The organism is Cytobacillus sp. (assembly GCF_032154635.1).
Lineage (GTDB): Bacteria > Bacillota > Bacilli > Bacillales > Cytobacillaceae > Cytobacillus.
On sequence record NZ_JALDXW010000003.1, the window covers coordinates 131,978 to 148,089 of the forward strand.

Annotated in this window: 15 protein-coding genes and 2 pseudogenes; 11 read left to right on the forward strand and 6 right to left on the reverse strand. The window is 34.0% G+C overall.

Features of this window, described 5'->3' with window-relative positions; translation table 11 throughout:
* Positions 1-187: 187 nt before the first annotated feature.
* Positions 188-1,621 carry an alpha/beta hydrolase family protein gene (locus RUH74_RS04090; protein ID WP_313798979.1) on the forward strand — a complete coding sequence of 478 codons (1,434 nt, stop codon included), beginning with the start codon at positions 188-190 and terminating at the stop codon, positions 1,619-1,621.
* 78 nt (positions 1,622-1,699) lie between these two features.
* Here the strand turns inward: RUH74_RS04090 and RUH74_RS04095 are convergent, their stop codons facing one another.
* A complete protein-coding gene (locus tag RUH74_RS04095) occupies positions 1,700-2,131 on the reverse strand; it encodes a MarR family transcriptional regulator (protein WP_313798980.1) in 432 nt (143 codons plus the stop codon).
* Between the two features lie 165 nt (positions 2,132-2,296).
* On the opposite strand from RUH74_RS04095, the gene RUH74_RS04100 reads away from it, so the two are divergent.
* Complete coding sequence (locus RUH74_RS04100; protein ID WP_313799039.1) at positions 2,297-2,521, forward strand: helix-turn-helix domain-containing protein; 225 nt, start codon at positions 2,297-2,299, stop codon at positions 2,519-2,521.
* Positions 2,522-2,740: 219 nt separating this feature from the next.
* Here RUH74_RS04100 and RUH74_RS04105 read toward each other — a convergent pair whose 3' ends face one another.
* A complete protein-coding gene (locus RUH74_RS04105) occupies positions 2,741-3,661 on the reverse strand; it encodes an EamA family transporter (RefSeq protein WP_313799040.1) in 921 nt (306 codons plus the stop codon).
* Between the two features lie 259 nt (positions 3,662-3,920).
* On the opposite strand from RUH74_RS04105, the gene RUH74_RS04110 reads away from it, so the two are divergent.
* Positions 3,921-4,484 carry a hypothetical protein gene (locus RUH74_RS04110; protein WP_313798981.1) on the forward strand — a complete coding sequence of 188 codons (564 nt, stop codon included), beginning with the start codon at positions 3,921-3,923 and terminating at the stop codon, positions 4,482-4,484.
* Positions 4,485-4,577: 93 nt separating this feature from the next.
* Here the strand turns inward: RUH74_RS04110 and RUH74_RS04115 are convergent, their stop codons facing one another.
* Positions 4,578-6,170 carry a M2 family metallopeptidase gene (locus RUH74_RS04115; RefSeq protein ID WP_313798982.1) on the reverse strand — a complete coding sequence of 531 codons (1,593 nt, stop codon included), beginning with the start codon at positions 6,168-6,170 and terminating at the stop codon, positions 4,578-4,580.
* Between the two features lie 637 nt (positions 6,171-6,807).
* On the opposite strand from RUH74_RS04115, the pseudogene RUH74_RS04120 reads away from it, so the two are divergent.
* The 5 genes and pseudogenes from RUH74_RS04120 to RUH74_RS04140 all read left to right on the forward strand — a co-directional run bounded on the left by RUH74_RS04120 (position 6,808) and on the right by RUH74_RS04140 (position 10,482).
* Positions 6,808-7,602 (forward strand): annotated as a pseudogene (locus tag RUH74_RS04120) (MerR family transcriptional regulator).
* Positions 7,603-7,704: 102 nt separating this feature from the next.
* Positions 7,705-8,541, forward strand: a complete 837-nt coding sequence (locus tag RUH74_RS04125) for a CPBP family intramembrane glutamic endopeptidase (protein ID WP_313798983.1) — start codon at positions 7,705-7,707, stop codon at positions 8,539-8,541.
* A gap of 384 nt (positions 8,542-8,925) precedes the next feature.
* The gene (locus RUH74_RS04130; protein ID WP_313798984.1) at positions 8,926-9,375 is read left to right on the forward strand and encodes a GNAT family N-acetyltransferase; all 450 of its coding nucleotides are present in this window, start codon (positions 8,926-8,928) and stop codon (positions 9,373-9,375) included.
* A gap of 155 nt (positions 9,376-9,530) precedes the next feature.
* Positions 9,531-10,001: a GNAT family N-acetyltransferase gene (locus tag RUH74_RS04135; protein WP_313798985.1), complete on the forward strand. Its 471-nt coding sequence runs from the start codon at positions 9,531-9,533 to the stop codon at positions 9,999-10,001.
* 16 nt (positions 10,002-10,017) lie between these two features.
* Positions 10,018-10,482 carry a helix-hairpin-helix domain-containing protein gene (locus RUH74_RS04140; protein WP_313798986.1) on the forward strand — a complete coding sequence of 155 codons (465 nt, stop codon included), beginning with the start codon at positions 10,018-10,020 and terminating at the stop codon, positions 10,480-10,482.
* Positions 10,483-10,563: 81 nt separating this feature from the next.
* Here the strand turns inward: RUH74_RS04140 and RUH74_RS24120 are convergent.
* Together RUH74_RS24120 and RUH74_RS04145 are read right to left on the reverse strand one after the other, a co-directional pair.
* A pseudogene (locus RUH74_RS24120) lies at positions 10,564-10,641 on the reverse strand (IS3 family transposase); the annotation flags it as partial.
* A gap of 144 nt (positions 10,642-10,785) precedes the next feature.
* Positions 10,786-11,385 (reverse strand): TetR/AcrR family transcriptional regulator, encoded by a 600-nt coding sequence (locus RUH74_RS04145; protein ID WP_313798987.1) that lies wholly within the window; start codon positions 11,383-11,385, stop codon positions 10,786-10,788.
* Between the two features lie 180 nt (positions 11,386-11,565).
* Here RUH74_RS04145 and RUH74_RS04150 point away from each other — a divergent pair, with 180 nt between their 5' ends.
* Together RUH74_RS04150 and RUH74_RS04155 are read left to right on the forward strand one after the other, a co-directional pair.
* Positions 11,566-12,354, forward strand: a complete 789-nt coding sequence (locus RUH74_RS04150) for a tyrosine-protein phosphatase (protein WP_313798988.1) — start codon at positions 11,566-11,568, stop codon at positions 12,352-12,354.
* A gap of 194 nt (positions 12,355-12,548) precedes the next feature.
* Positions 12,549-13,370 carry an alpha/beta fold hydrolase gene (locus RUH74_RS04155; RefSeq protein ID WP_313798989.1) on the forward strand — a complete coding sequence of 274 codons (822 nt, stop codon included), beginning with the start codon at positions 12,549-12,551 and terminating at the stop codon, positions 13,368-13,370.
* 172 nt (positions 13,371-13,542) lie between these two features.
* On the opposite strand, the gene RUH74_RS04160 is transcribed toward RUH74_RS04155, so the two are convergent.
* Positions 13,543-14,406: a TetR/AcrR family transcriptional regulator gene (locus tag RUH74_RS04160; RefSeq protein WP_313798990.1), complete on the reverse strand. Its 864-nt coding sequence runs from the start codon at positions 14,404-14,406 to the stop codon at positions 13,543-13,545.
* A 119-nt stretch (positions 14,407-14,525) separates the two neighbouring features.
* Here RUH74_RS04160 and RUH74_RS04165 point away from each other — a divergent pair, with 119 nt between their 5' ends.
* A complete protein-coding gene (locus RUH74_RS04165; protein WP_313798991.1) occupies positions 14,526-15,962 on the forward strand; it encodes an MDR family MFS transporter in 1,437 nt (478 codons plus the stop codon).
* Positions 15,963-16,112: the final 150 nt, after the last annotated feature.

Sequence of the window (16,112 nt, forward strand, 5' to 3'; positions counted from 1 at the left end):
TAGTTAATGAATTTGGATGAAGCGTTTCATAAATAACAGCAAATACTCTGTTTTTTTCCCTCTTAGGTCAATATTCGTAGGCTCCTAAAATAATTGACATAAAAATACTTGCAGTATATAGTTAAGTAAAGTTAACTTAACATAACTTTACCTATTTTAATAGATTCTATAGTAGGAGTTGAGATGATTGAGGCTATTTGAAGGGATTTTAATTGTCGTTCATATCTTGTGGCTTTTTTCTTTTCTGTTTAGATTTGATGCAAAGGTAAAAATGATCACTAATATCACTGCACTGATCTTTTTGATTATTCATTTGGTGCTTGAGGGCTATCGATGGCAAATGGGATTAACCTATATATTATTTATTCTTTTAACTGTATTCACAATAAAGCCAATTGAGAGAAAAAAAAATAAAAGTAAAATCAAAAAGCTTTTATATATTTTGTTTATTTTCACCTATTCTATCAGCAGCTTTGGGTTAGTCACGGTTATGCCTGTATTTCAACTTCCAAACGTCTCAGGTCCTTTTGAAGTAGGGATGAACGCAAGGCATTTGATTGATGAATCCAGAAAGGACTCTGAACAAAACGTTCGGGAAATAATGATACAGATATGGTATCCAGCAGACGTGAAAAAGGATGCGAAGGATATTCAATATGAATCCTTTCCTTATGAAGAATGGTCGGGAACGATGGAATTCATTTTTTCTGTTCCGCGTTATTTTTTCGAGTATTTAAAGTATGGACAAACGAACAGCATAAAAGATGCAGCTGTATCAAAACAAGAAGATCAATTTCCAATACTTTTATTTTCTCACGGTTATGGAAGTACTAGAATGCAAAATTTTTCACAGATGGAGGAATTGGCTAGTCAAGGATATGTTGTTGTTAGTATTGACCATACGAATGATGCTGCATATACGAAGTTCCCGGATGGACGGGAAATTATGAATCAGACAGATGCTTATTCCTATTCCTTTGATATTGAAGATGAGAAAGATGTTATGATGCGATCAAAAGATATAAGCTTTGTATTAGACCAATTAACAATGATTAATGAAAAGGATCCTCTAGGTATGTTTACTGGAAAGATAGACATGGACAAAATTGGTATATTTGGTCATTCATATGGAGGTTCAACAGCTGCTCAAGCATTGTTGGATGATAGCAGGCTTTCTGCAGGAATCAATATAGATGGACCATTGCATGAGCCAGTGGCCAGCATAGGATTTGATAAATCCTTTATGTTTATTTTAAATGAAGATTATCTTTATATACCTGAAGAAGAACTTCAGTACACGAGTATTACTCCAGAAGAATTTCAGAAGTATCATGAAAAAATTACCGAGCTTGCTGATTTCCACTATAAAGAGGGAATAAAGGGAGATACGTATATGCTTACTTTTGCAGCAGGGGATCATTATACTTTTACAGATTTCCCCTTTCTCTCTCCTCTATTGTCATGGAATCTTGATGTAAATCAATTCCACCAAGTTATGAATCAATATATTTTGGCTTACTTTGATCACTATGTGAAAGGTGAGGACCTTGAACCGTTGCTTAGGAAAGAGAGAAAAGAGGATAAGTTCTACGATTTTAAAGCCAATATTAAAAATGATTGATAGGACACGATTATCTAAAGCATCTACAATGAAAGCTTGATGAATCGTCCATTTGGCAGACAGTATTCGCCGATCAGTTTACGTTCCAACAATCTTATTTAAAGTATCAAGAACATTTTTTAACTCGGTTAAGCTGACCTTCGAGTAATATTTTTCCATAAGAATGTTGTCAATTTTTTTTAGAAGCTGATGAAAATCTTGACCCCTTTCTCCAAGATAAATTAAAGTCTCTCTACGGTTTACTAAATTTTCTTGACGGTCGATCATTTTCATTTCTTCAAGCTTTGAAATGACTTGGCTAACTGCACTTTTGGAAATATCAAACTGATTAGCAATATCTTTCGCAATTACCGGCTCATTACGAATGATATAACACATGATTACTTCTTGTTGAGGAGTTAAGTGAAATTTCTCTAATTCCTCAACCTCTTTCGTTTCTTGTAAAACTAACAATTTAAACTGCTCAAATTTTTGATTGATTTTGTCTATAATTATTAAATAATCATCCACAGATTTATCATCCCTCATTTATTTTAAGTTAATTTTGCTTAACTATTATATATTTGTCAATGATTAAGGGGATTTATATAATTATTGAAGATTATAGTCCGTATGCTGTTTTTATAATAAAGTCAATAATGAGCTCTAACAAATAGGAGGATGGGAGAGGGTAATTTGAATATTGAGGTCATTTTCGGTAAGGTATTAAGGAATCTACGTGAAGAAAAGAAAATATCCCAAGAACAACTCGGCCATTTATCAGAGCTCGATCGGACCTATATCAGTTTATTGGAACGTGGGAAACGTCGTCCAACGATCAATACATTATTTGCCTTGTCTAAACCTTTAGGATTGAAACCTTCTGAGTTTTTAGAGGAAATAGAAAAGGAAATAGATTAGAATGTAATCTTAGGATTTAGTAGACTTGAAAAATATCTTGCAGGATAAACAAGTTACATAAGATATAGGTTTTAATAGGTGTTATAGCAATCTTTATTAAATTTGTCAGTGACAAAGAAAAGGAACCACTCTCCTTGCCCTAGGTCAGAGTGGTTCCTTCTTTTTTAATAAATAATTTTCACTTGGGCAGCCGCTCACTTTAGAGCATGTATTTGCGTTTTAGTAAACAGTAGATCCGTCCCTTTGTTTTGACATTTTCTTTTTACGTAACAAGCCATTCTTATTTAGCAATGTTGGCAGACATGTACCAAGTATGATGGTGACGATTCCTGCGATTTGCAAAGGTGTCACTGTTTCGCTTAATAAGATCACGGATACTATCACTGCGATCGGCAATTCAATCGCACTCAATATTGAAGACATTCCTAATCCAACTTTAGGAACGGCAATCGTGAATAGGAAAACAGGGATAATCATGCCGAATAACCCTAATGCCAATCCATACATCCAAAGTCCTTCATTAAATAATGTCCCGTTCCAAATAATTTCTGGTGATTGAAAAATGGCCGTAATCATGAGAGCGGAAAAAGAAACGACTACTAAACGGTTAGCTGCTGGCATACTTGTAGTTGCCTTTCCGTTTACAAATAAAAAGAAGGAGTAACTGATAGCAGCTGCAAATCCCCATAACCACCCCTGCAAAGGGATTTGTGATAAATCAACATCAATCAAACCAGCTGCTGGTATTGTTCCAGCTACTAATACGAGTAAGGAGAACGTTTCAATTCTGCTTGGTAATTGCCGTTTGGAGATGCATGAAATCAGCATGCCAATCCATGTGAATTGAAACAAGAGGACAACAGCCATAGAAGCAGGCAAAAAGTTCAACGAATGACCATATAAAATATTAGTTAACCCTGTTAAAATCCCTGCTAAAATAAGAATCTTAACCCCTTTAAAGCTAAATTTTGCTCTATTTGTAATGAAGAAAATACATACAGCGATACAAAACCCAACAAAAAATTGACTAGTTACTGCCTCCGAAACGGAAAAGCCACTGCCTATGGCCAATTTAATAATGGTAGAAACAACACCAAAACTGCTAGCTGCAATAATGACTAGCAGCGGATAGAGATACATCTTCATCTTATTACTTCCTTCCTAAAATTCGTGATGACTTATTTTTTGACTATGATTTTAGGAGAGTTAAAAAATCATAAACTCTAATATAAAATACGAATCGCCTTTTTTGCAACCTTTTTTTTGTCATAATGGACAAAATGGATAACTTCTTAGGGGAATATTCCACGCTTGAACGGGTACAAGCTGGAATGTGATTACATAGATAGAAGCAATTTTGCTATGATGAATAAAATGATGAACGAATGGAGGGCCATAAATGGATTATTTTAAAAGTGAGGCATTTGAGAAACATAGAAATAAAATAACGAACCTATTAGAAAAAATACCTTCAGTTAACAGTCCAGCTGGCTGGACCTATAAGGGCAGCTTTCATGTGGGTGGACTAGAATATTTTGGGTTTAATGAATCATCTGATTTATGCCTGGTCGTATCTTCGAATGGCAGAGGAATTATTGATCCATCCAAAGCAGAAAAGATTGCTCGTGACTATTCAGAAGACTTTCACTTAGATGAAACACTGTTAATATGTGAAGGATTTGACGTTCTAAAAGATAAACCGATTAAATTAGCAAGTAAGTATGGTGGAAGTCTACTACCAATTGGCAGTCAATCCGGGGATTGTTTGCGCAGAGTATCTCCTCTTTACCCTTGTGAAGACATCATTTATCAGCCTGCATTTGAGGACTGTTTTGTTGAAGGACACAATGAAAATTGTGTTCGTATTTATCGTGGTTTTTTGTATTGCTATGGATTTTCATATAGCGGCAATTATTTTGTCATTGCAGATGACAGTGGTATTTTATTTTGGGAAAGAGATTAATATATTCAAGAGGCTAACGAGTGATCTAGTTTCTAAAATAATAGAAAAAGGATAGCTAGACCATATAGTCCAAGCTATCCTTTTTTTCACTAATTAACTTTTTACCTGAGTTTTGCAATAAACATCAACAAAGTGAGCAGGGTTTAATTTTTCACCCGTTACACGGCTAATTTTTTCATTCCAGTCATAAAGGGCAGCTGGTTTGAAGAATTGATTGATGAGCATTTCTCCCGTCTCTTTTGTGAAAAATTCAGGAGAAATCTTCGTTTCAATATGACGAAGAAGCTGTGCTGCCATTAATTCTCCAAGCAGATAATTTTGGTAGTAAATAGGTGCAAGTGTAAAATGAATTTTTGCAGCCCAATCGGGATGATCAGTTGCATCAGGAGGAGTAACTAGCTGAATTTCATTTACTGTTTTCCACCATAAAGCGTTTAAATCTTGATCGGGATTTTCGTATAGTTCTTTTTCAAAAAATACAAAGGTAATAATCCATCTTGCTGCAATAAGCATTTGTAACTGCTGGTACTTTTCTAATTCAGGAGCAAGCTCATTTACTGTTGCTTCATCCACTTGTAAGAAGCGCTTTAACCAACGCGGGTCTTTGCCCATTTTTCCAAATAACATCGCGATCGCTTCGGTTGTTAAGGTATGACTGACTGTGCGTAATCCGAATGGAAGGCTGGAGTCTACATATTTGAAATAAGCCGCATGGCCAAACTCATGCAAGTTCGTTTCCATCCAATACGCATCTTCTGTTAAGTTACAAAGGACACGAACGTCACCTTCGCGGTCAATATCCGTGCAAAAGGCTGTTGGGTTTTTCTTTTCTCTAGGGAACAAATCGCTTTTTGCATATAGGTCATCAATTTCGATCCCCATTGAGTTAAACGTATCCGTTGTGATTTGGACAATATCCTTCCCTTGGTAAAAAGGATCTAGATTGGTTGAATCAGATGGTGGTGCCTCTTGAAAAAAGGGATCGACATAATGCCATGGGCGTATATCCTCTGGATGAATCCCAAATCTAGTTGCTAAACGTTCATCAAGTTCTTTCTTCATCGAGCGGTAGGCATCATCTGATTGAGCAATAAGTTCGTTGAAAATAGCGAATACCTCGTCACGGTCAAGTTCTTGAAGAGCAAAGCCCATTTGATGATGGTTATCATAACCAAGAAGTTGTGCAGCTTCATTGCGCTTCTTTACAAGCTCAAGCAGGCCTTTTTCTACGACTTTCCCAACTTCCTTACTTGCAAACCAAACTTTTTTGCGTAATTCTTGGTCATCACTATTAACCAATACCTCTCGAATATCATTAGCAGAATACTTCTTGCCATCCACAACAGGGGTGTATGTGTTAAATAATAAATTTAGTTCAGAAGAGCGTTTGGATAAATCAGCAATTACTTCTTCAGGGAGTTGATTCCCTTCCATTTCGCTTAGCAGAAGTTGAAGCTGACGTTTTTCGATCTCCGTTACGTTTTCGGTTGCTAGAAATTGTTTTGTTTTCTCGTATGAATCTTTTGAAGCGAATAGAAGATTGTATCGAGTTTCAGCCTCGCTTAATTTAGCAGCCCACTCAGGGTCTCCCGTTGTTTGGGCCATCCAGCTTGATTGAGTCACTTCTTTAGATAATACTTGCATTTGCTCATTGATTTCTTTTAGAAATGTTTGCAGTGTTTCCATGTTTATCGCTACCTTTCTATATATAAGTGTCACAATAGTCACCTTATTAAGAATTCGTTACAGATATTCTTAAACCTTTAAAAACTTATTTAATATTTTAAAAATATGGGGTGAAAATCTGAAAGGAATCCACAAAAAAGTGATTGCATATGAATAACAGTATAGATACTTTATGCTGGTAATACTAAACAAAACGAAGAAGAAAGATTGACAGCTAACAAAAATAGGTGCGGCTTAAGTAGAGGTGTTCTTTTTAACGGGGATTGATCTTTAGCCAAATTGGGTTTTTAGTTTTTTATAAATGCAGTGAACTAGCGGAGAAAGAATCCTAAAATAATAGAATACGAACAAAATCATATATAAGGCAACGATTAAAGCCTGATATTATTAATAGATGAAGGAAATAAAATAGCTGAAAAAGAAGTAATTACTAAAAGGGTGTGGAGGATGAAGCTACAAAAGCAATAGCGGGTATGAAGTCAAAAACATGGCGTAATGTTTCCCACTTCGCATGTATGAATCGGGCGTACGCGAGGGGATTCTTGCAGATCAAATGGATTTTCTAAAGAAAAGTTTTTATTGAACAGCTCGTTCATGGGTGTTTCGATTCTAACGGAAACGATAAAAGGAGAGTATAATGTACACAATTGGACAAGTAGCAAAATTCTTAGGTGTATCTAGAGATACCTTAAAATATTATGAAGAAAAGGAATTAGTTAAGCCTGCGCAGGATATAGAGAATGGGTATAGAAAATATAATCGTTTTGATATCTATGATATAGCCACAGTAAATTTCTACAGAGAGATGGATATTGAAATAAAAAAAATTCAGGAAATAAGAAAAAGCAAGAGTGTAGAGGGAATAAAATCATTAATAGAGGAGAAAGAACAAGAGGTTTTAGAAGAAATAGAATATAAAAAGCTTCTTTTAAAAAAGCTTCAGATCGTAAAAGAAGATTGTGAAAAAATCAACCAATTCTTAGGAGAATACACAATAAAAGAAATGGAGCCTTAAGAAATTAAAGGAGAAATCGGGCATCTCAATGCGTTTGATGAATATGAAGCTCTTAAAGAGAACTTGGACAGCTTGAAAAAAACTGTAAATCTAACCTCTTTAAGAAGAGTCATAAGATTCAATAACGAAGGTATGCTTGAAGATAGATTTGTTATTGTAAGAAAAGTAGATGACGTTCATAAAGAAATGGAAGGTGAAATTCTAGCTCATCCAAAATGTATGTATACCGTTATTGAAAATGGAAGATGGTCAACTGGCGGAAAAAATACGGACCATAATGTGGAAGCTAGTTTAAGAAAAGCAGCAATGGAAAATGGCTATGAACTTTTGGGGCTTGTTTATATAAATTTATTACTTACCACTTATGAAGATGGACTTGAACGTGTATTTTTAGAAATGTATGCACCCATAAAATAATGCAGACATGTATTGACCTGTGAGTAACCCCTAGGTTTAAGCTGATGGTATTCGTAAATCATGATATTTACGAAATACTTAGTTTGAAGCGGGGGAGTATGCATGAATAGAGAAAAGAAACTAAAAAAACCAGTAGCCAGTTTTATTCTATTAACCAATATTATTTTTTTGCCACTTTTTTGTCTTGTAGGAGCCATAAAGATGTTAGGATTTCCTGTATGGGTCTTTGATGTCATGCTCTGTATCTCTGCTTGGTCCTCAACCTTTGCTTTTGCAATATTATTTAAAAAAATCTATCCTGGGCAGAGTTTTAAACAATTTGTAAAAGATAAATTTAGCAATAAACTTAAATTTCCTGTGATTCTTACGGTAAGTATGATTCAAGTCTTCATATTTTTGCTGATTTTGTTTTTCGTATCTAATAATAGTGAAGCGGACTCTATTTTTACTAAAACTTCATGGGGAATGCTCATCTATTTCTTTTTCAAAAATCTTCTGTCAGGGCCACTAGGAGAAGAACTAGGCTGGAGAGGATTCGCTCAAATGGAGCTTCAAAAGAAGCATTCGCCATTAAAGGCTGCGGTAATCTTAGGATTTTGGTGGGGCATGTGGCATTTGCCTATATGGTTTACTACAGGGTATACGGGCATTGATTTAATCAAATATATGCTATTCTTTATGATTTCCATCCTATCCACAACGATTATCATTGCGGCATTTTATAATTTAAATCAGAATTTAATCATCTCCATTGTCATCCACCAATCTTTTAATTTTTTTATTGGCCTAATAAACGAAAACTTAGTCGATTTAATTATGTATAACGCAATTTTATATTTAGCAGCAGCTGTTCTGCTCATCGTTATTAATCCAAAGAAAGTATTGTACGGAAAGGAACATACACACAATATGAATGGAAATCAATATATGATTAAGTAATAGTTTGTATGGCTATACACTACAACTTTTGGAAGCTGCATCCTTCCCAAAACTCCTGATGACATAAATTTTGATTATGATTTTAAGATAGTTAAAAAAATCATAAACTCTAAAATAATTTTCTTACTACCTTTTTTACACATTTGCTTTTTGCAGTTGCTCAAGCTTCTCATTTATGAAGTAAATAAATGGTCGGTCTGATTAATCGAGCAAGCCTTTATGTACGAAGGAATAACCAGCGCAGGGAGAAGAAGCAGACCGACTATACATATTGAATTGTGAGCAGATGCTCATGAATGTTTTTGGGGCAATTCAAGGACTATTGCTAGTTTTGATGAAATACAAGTAGTAACGATTATAATTTACAAGAAAGGAGAAGGAAATTTGAGCATAACATACCTTTTTTATGACACAATTCCAAATGAAAATGTAACGAACGGAATAATGAATCTATACACCAGCATTTTTAACAGCAGTGCCGAAGAGTTGAATAAGAAAATGAAAGATAATACCAGATTAGTGTTTAACATTGCAGTAGACGGTGAAAAGGTCGTTGGATTCAAGATGGGCTACGAACTTGATAAAAATACGTTTTACAGCTGGCTAGGGGGAGTAGATCCTGATTATCGAAAGCATGGAATCGCCTCCATGCTAATGGAACAACAACATCAGTACGCAAGGGAACAAGGGTATAAGATGGTACAAACAAAAACAATGAATAAATGGCGTAATATGCTGATCCTTAACATCAAAAATGGATTTGATGTTATAGATACGTATACGGATGAACATGGAAGACATAAAATTGTTCTTGAAAAAAAGTTAACAGACTAACGTAAGCACTATATAAGAAGGGAGTAACAGCATGTATCCTAGAATAACTCTCTCTCAATATGGTGAACTAATGATCTACGAGTTGAAAAAGTGCTTGTAAACCAAATTGAGGGAACAAGTCATTAAACCAAGTTCAAGATTTAGGAGGTTATAGAATGTATGAAACAAGATGGACTACTAATGAAGAAATTACAAGTATGGCAGAATATTGGTATAGAATGGCTTGTGAAATGGGAGAAACTGACGGCGTTCCAAAACCAGATTTAAAGAGAGTTGAAGAAGTTAAAAACTTATTTGAAAGAAATTCTAATACAGGTAATTTAAAGTTCAGGGTGGCCGTAGATAGCAATGATAATATTGTGGCTTGTGCAGGGGGGCTAATTAGGACAGAGTATTCCTACCCACTTGCCGATGAACAAAGCCTATTCGGTTGGGTAATAGCAGTATACACGTTAAAAGATCATCGTAATAATGGATTAGCCTATAAATTAGTAGATGAAATTTGTTTGTGGCTAAAACAAAAAGGAGCTAAACGGGCAAGGCTGTGGTCAAGCTCAACTGGTAGAAGAGTTTATGAAAATCTTGGTTTTAGAAATATGATGGATATGTCAAAACCACTTTCTTAGATGCGAGGGGGAAAACTTGAGAGAAAAAAGACCAAAGTTACCTTTAACACAAGAGGAGAAATTAACCTTAAGGAAAACGAAAGTAAAATTAAGTTCCTTCTACAAGTTGGAGGTAGAAGAAATTAAGGAAATGTTTGGTGCATCAAATGAACGGGCAAGAACATTAAAAGGTTTAGCGACGTTTCAACAAGTACCTTCTATAGGTTATGAATTAGCTTTTAAGTTAGTAAATTATCTTGGTTATTTTAATCTTGAACAAATAAAAACAGAAAATTGGGCGGAGATTTTCCATAACTTAGAGTTGAAACTTGGATGTTGGACTGATTCATGTGTTGAGGACCAAATTATCTGTATTATTCATTATGCAAATTATCCCGAAAGTGAAAAACAGTGGTTTGATTTTACAGCAGAAAGAAAATTATATAGACAGCAAAACGGTTATCCAATTACACGCCCAAAGAAAGCGTGGTATGAAAAGTAAACCAACAACCTTCTTCAGCGATCAGGCCCATTCCTTTAGTTGATCTGACCCTTTTCAAGTAGCCACAAAAAATAAGCGCAGTTAAAAAGCCTGACTTCTATATTCGATAGGAGTCAGGCTGATTAACCTTTCATAGTTATAGAAGTGAATGTTACCTTTACTGGCCGTTCTAACCTCTTATGAAGTTTTAAAAGAATGCAGCTTAAAAAGGTGAAGGATTATGCGCTATAGGTAAAGAATGTATCAAAAAAGACCTAGTTGACTCTTGATTTTTGAGTACTTCGTCTTTTTGTAAGAGTAAAACTACTTTTTTTCTTTTAATAACCCTTCTATGACAAATTCAATAATCCTATCCTTCACTAATGGAAAAATATCATCCCCAATTTCCTGTTTGTGTAAACGAAGCGTCATTACAGCCTGCATGATCCCCACTATTACTCTCGGGTCATCTTTTGGTAAAGTACCTTGATTCATAAGGGCATTAACTGCATGAATCCCTCTCACTGCATTTTTTTGATTGAAATCAGACATCTCGGCTGGTAACTTACGTGTAAGTCGTTCGTGTTCATCATTTTGCAAAGCTCTCTGGAGAAAGGGATTTTTTTCAACTGAGTCAAAGGAAAAATGAAAGAATGAATATAGTAATTCTTTTGGCGAGAGATTTTCTCGGAACAGTTCATTAAGTACGGACTCTCGAACTTCTACTTCATTGATTAATATTTCGAAATAAAGTTCTTCTTTAGAATTGAAAAATTTATAAAAAGTCCCTTTGGCAATTCCGCATTCGCGAATGATCTCATCAATACTTGTCTTAGCAAGACCATATTTAATAAAAATATTCCGACCTTTTATCAAAAGATCTTGTCTAATTTGCTCTTTTTCATTTTCTGTGAATTTTGGCATTTGAGGACTCCTTAAAAAATTTTTATGACTTTTTGTGGATTTTTAGTCATATCACATATATACTATACCATATATAGTCTAGACAAAAATGTAAACATCACGTCTTGATGCAAATATTTTTTGTTTTTAACTATAAAAGTCAAATGATTTTTAATGAAATTAAAAGGAGAAAATTATTTAATGAGAACGATAGGAGAAAATTTAATTCAATTTGATGGGCTTTATAATTTTCGAGACATTGGGGGATTTAAAACGAATGAAGGAAGAGTGATGAAAAAAGGGATTCTTTATCGGTCTGATGAATTATCTAAGCTTTCCCAAAATGATATGGAGGTATTTCATCAATTAAACATAAAAATAATATGTGATTTAAGAACGGAACAAGAACAAAAATCAAAACCTAGCAAAATAAAATCTGGACAAGGTATACAGGTGGTAACTGTTTCTCTTCAAGACAAAAGTCAAGAATTCACGCATTTTGAATTTTTTAAATTTCTAGTGAGTAAATCAAACTCTATTAATTTTGAACAACTTATGAAAGATATGTACCATAGCATGGCCTTTATTAACAGCTCTAAAATTAATGAGATTGTCACATTGCTTTCACTTCAGAAGAATATACCAGCTTTAATCCATTGCACAGGTGGAAAGGATCGGACCGGATTCATTTCTGCAATTATTCAATTACTTGTTGGTGTACCTTATCAAACAGTAATGGAAGAATATTTGTTCTCGAATGATTTAATTGAACCTAAAATGAAAAAAGTCGAGAAAATGATTAAATGGATGAGCCTTTTTCAATTATCTTCAGAGCGTGTAAAACCCATTTTAGAAGTTCGCCGAGAGTATTTAGATGACGTATATAATGATATAATTACGCAATATGGAGACATAGAAACGTATTTATGCAAGGCATGTAAGATACAACAAAAGAGTTTAATAGATTTTAAGAATTTGTTACTTGAGTAATCGATTAATCCAAATAGAAGGAATTTTTGTATTTGATTTATGTGAACGTACTAAATGCATATCTATCAAATTTACTGTTATAGAAACAGTTTTTTATTTGAACTTTATATGACTAAAATAACGAAAACAGTCGTATGGTTCGATGGTTTGTAGGAAAAAAACTAGCTAAAAAATAAACAGAAATGAGTGATAACATGTTTGAGAATTATTTCCAGGCAAAAGATGTTCGATTATACTATGTGAAAACTACATTAGAAGATTCACCAATCTTACTATTACATGGTGGAATTTCAAGATGGGAAGCATTCGAAACGATTATTCCAGAATTAGAAAAACACGGATGCGTTTATGCACTTGATTTAAGAGGGCATGGTAAATCTGATAAAGATATTGGAAAGTATTGCTTAAATGATTATGTTGAGGATGTTGTACAATTTATTAAAGAAATCATTTCGGAGCCTCCAGTCATTTTTGGTCATTCTTTAGGGGGAATGATCGGAATTCAAATAGCAGCATATTATCCTGAACTAGTGAAGGGATTAATCATTGGAGAATCACCTATTAATTTAGAAGTATTAAGAGAAAGTTCTAAAAGTTTAGCGAAATGGAAAAGGTTTAGTGGAAATTATTTAGCGTTTAAAGATGAAAATAGAATAGGCGAAGATAAAATAAAGCAAGGAAAAGAAGAAAATGCATTAATGGAATTTATGATAAAAAGTGTCATGTTAACAGATTCAGACGTACTAACAGCGATGATAGACCAATTTGAACATACATTTATGAATTATGATATTGAGATTTTGCTACAAATGATTAAATGTCCAGTTTTATTGCTACAAGGGAATCCAGACCTTCAAGGAATAATCAGTGATGAAGATGCAAAATTGGCTTTAAGACTCATACCTAATGCAAAGCATATAAAATTAAAAAATGCAGGGCATACATTGCATATTGAGGATAAAAAGGCTACTTTGGATGCGATTATTCCGTTTGTTAAAGAGTTGTTGGAGCAATAAAAGTAAGTCACTATAATAAGCCGAATTTTTATTCGGCTTCAGACTTTAGATGAATGGTTGTTTTTTACCATTACCTCTTCACAACATCGTGGAGAGGTAATGGGATTCATATAAAAACCAGCTGTTACTATAAATATGAGAAAGAGCAATGTCAACACATTGGCTGAAATAATCATTTCTTATTTTTTGTTTGTTTATGAATGATAGTAAATACTTCATTAAACAGTTGTGCATGACTGGAATGAGAGGAGGATAGTATTTTTAATTGTCGAATAGCCCCTTCACAAACACCCCATCTTACATTTGAGTTTTGAGTTTCATCTAAAATAAAATTAATTATTTCTTTTTCCTCTTGTGAAAATTTATCATCATTTATCACTTTTTTCAGTCGCTGTTGTATGTTGTTTATAGCTATTTCCTGACTTTCAACGGAATTAGTCGATTTAAATGGGAAGAGAATTTGATTAGATTGCTTAGTTAGTTCGATGTTTTTCTCTAAACGTAAAATATTGTATTCTAAAATATCGGAACTATTTAGGTTCAGCTTCATTTGATCAGAATATCTAAATTGATAGCCTAATCCTCCAATAAAATGAGTAGATAAATCCATCGCACTTTCTTCTATTTCATTCCCATAAACCTCTATTAATCGTTCCGCCAGCCAATTTAGCTCTTTATAATGGCTCTCCGCCATATATTTCTGTAATGCCTCATCATTTTCTCCTAAAGAAATATTATATAATTCTGAAATTTTTTCATTTCCATAGATAGAATGTTTTACTCGAAGCTGGGAATAAAAAATTTGCTTATCATTAGGATTTCCTTCAAGCAACAGCAAATTTTGCTGTTCTTCCACTTTTGAATCCACTTTTTGAATAATATAAAGAATTAATTGTGATTTCGTAGAGAAGTAATTATAAAACGTGCCTTTGGAAACGCTGGAAAGTTCCAAAATATCCTGGATTGAAGTATCGTGATAGCCTTTTGTTCGAAACAATTGTTTGGCTACTTCAATGATTTTCTCTTTTTTACTCATTCATTGTTATCTCCTCGAAAAATTATTGACATCTTTATTATACCATACTATCATAAAAATGAACTAAGGTATAAAAAAATATACATAGGTTTATTTTGAGTGAGAGGAATGTAAAAAATATGGAAAATACACAAACGCAACCAGTTGATATAAATGGAAAACACTTTAAACGAGCTGGTTTTGTACTTGTTTTAATGCTGGGAACTTTTTTAACTATCATTAATCAAACCTTATTGGTTACCGCACTGCCAAAAATAATGAGCGATTTAGCTATCAATGCGATTGATGCACAATGGCTTATCACCTCATTTATGCTAATCAGTGGCATTATGATTCCTGCTTCAGCATTTTTCTTAAATACGATAACGAATAGAAAATTATTTTTTACGGCAATGGCTTGTTTTGCAATAGGTACAGTCATTTGTGCACTAAGCACGACATTTAATACACTTCTCTTAGGGCGTATCATTCAAGCGATCGGTTCAGGAATGATGATCCCATTAATGCAAACGCTAATGTTTTTAGTCTATCCAGCTGAGCGGCGAGGGGAAGCCATGGGGTTAGTAGGAATGGTAATTGCATTTTCTCCTGCAATTGCTCCAACTGTATCCGGTTGGATTGTTGATTTTTATAATTGGCGTTACTTGTTTTATATCATTCTTCCAATCGTTGGGATTAATATGGTGCTAGCATTTTTCTTTATGAAAAACATAATTAATGTAACTAAGCCGAAGGTTGATTTTTTCTCTATTTTTCTTAGCAGCTTAGGTGTAGGTTTACTTCTCTATGGGATAAGTGTTGCAGGAAATGTAGGATGGCAAAATAAGACTACGTGGATTTCTTGCGTATTAGGAATTGTCGTTATCATCCTATTTTCCAGCCGTCAATTTAAATTAGCACAACCATTTTTGGAGTTAAGAGTGTTTAAAAGTAGAATGTTTACTTTGTCTACAATTATTGTAGCAATTATTTTTATGACAATGATTGGATCAGAAATTCTCTTACCTATTTATACACAATCAATAAAGGGATTTTCAGCCCTTCAATCAGGACTAATATTACTTCCTGGAGCGATTGTTTTAGGTGTGATCTCACCAATTGCTGGGAAACTATTTGATACGTATGGTGTCAAAAAAATATCAATGATTGGCATGTTTATTCTCACTGTAGCCACAGTCCCATTCTTATTGCTCACTAAGGATACAGCTACATGGTGGATTGTTTGTCTTTATTCATTAAGAATGTTAGGCATGGGATTTGTAATGATGCCGTTAGCTACAGCGGGGATCAATGCTTTACCTAATGAATTAATTAGTCACGGTTCATCGATTAATAATACTGTCCGTCAAGTGTTTGCTTCACTTGGAGCGGCAATAATGGTAGGGGTGATGTCGGCTTCAGTTACTAGGTATTCAAATGATTACGTGGACATCTCATTAACTCCCTTGTTGAAGGGACTAAATAGTGGTTTTATGTCGGGGTTCATTCTATTAGCGATCGCATTCATATTATGTTTTTTTGTAAAGTCGCCAACAAATGTAAAACAAAATGAATAAATAATGCTTATATCATTTTTATTTATAGGGCACTTATCCTTGAACAAGGATAAGTGCTCATTTCCATTTAAAGTGCTTTGGAGGAAATCTTCTTATTGTAACGACAGTATCGTAGAAGAACAGCCCTTGATAATACCTTGCATTACAAGT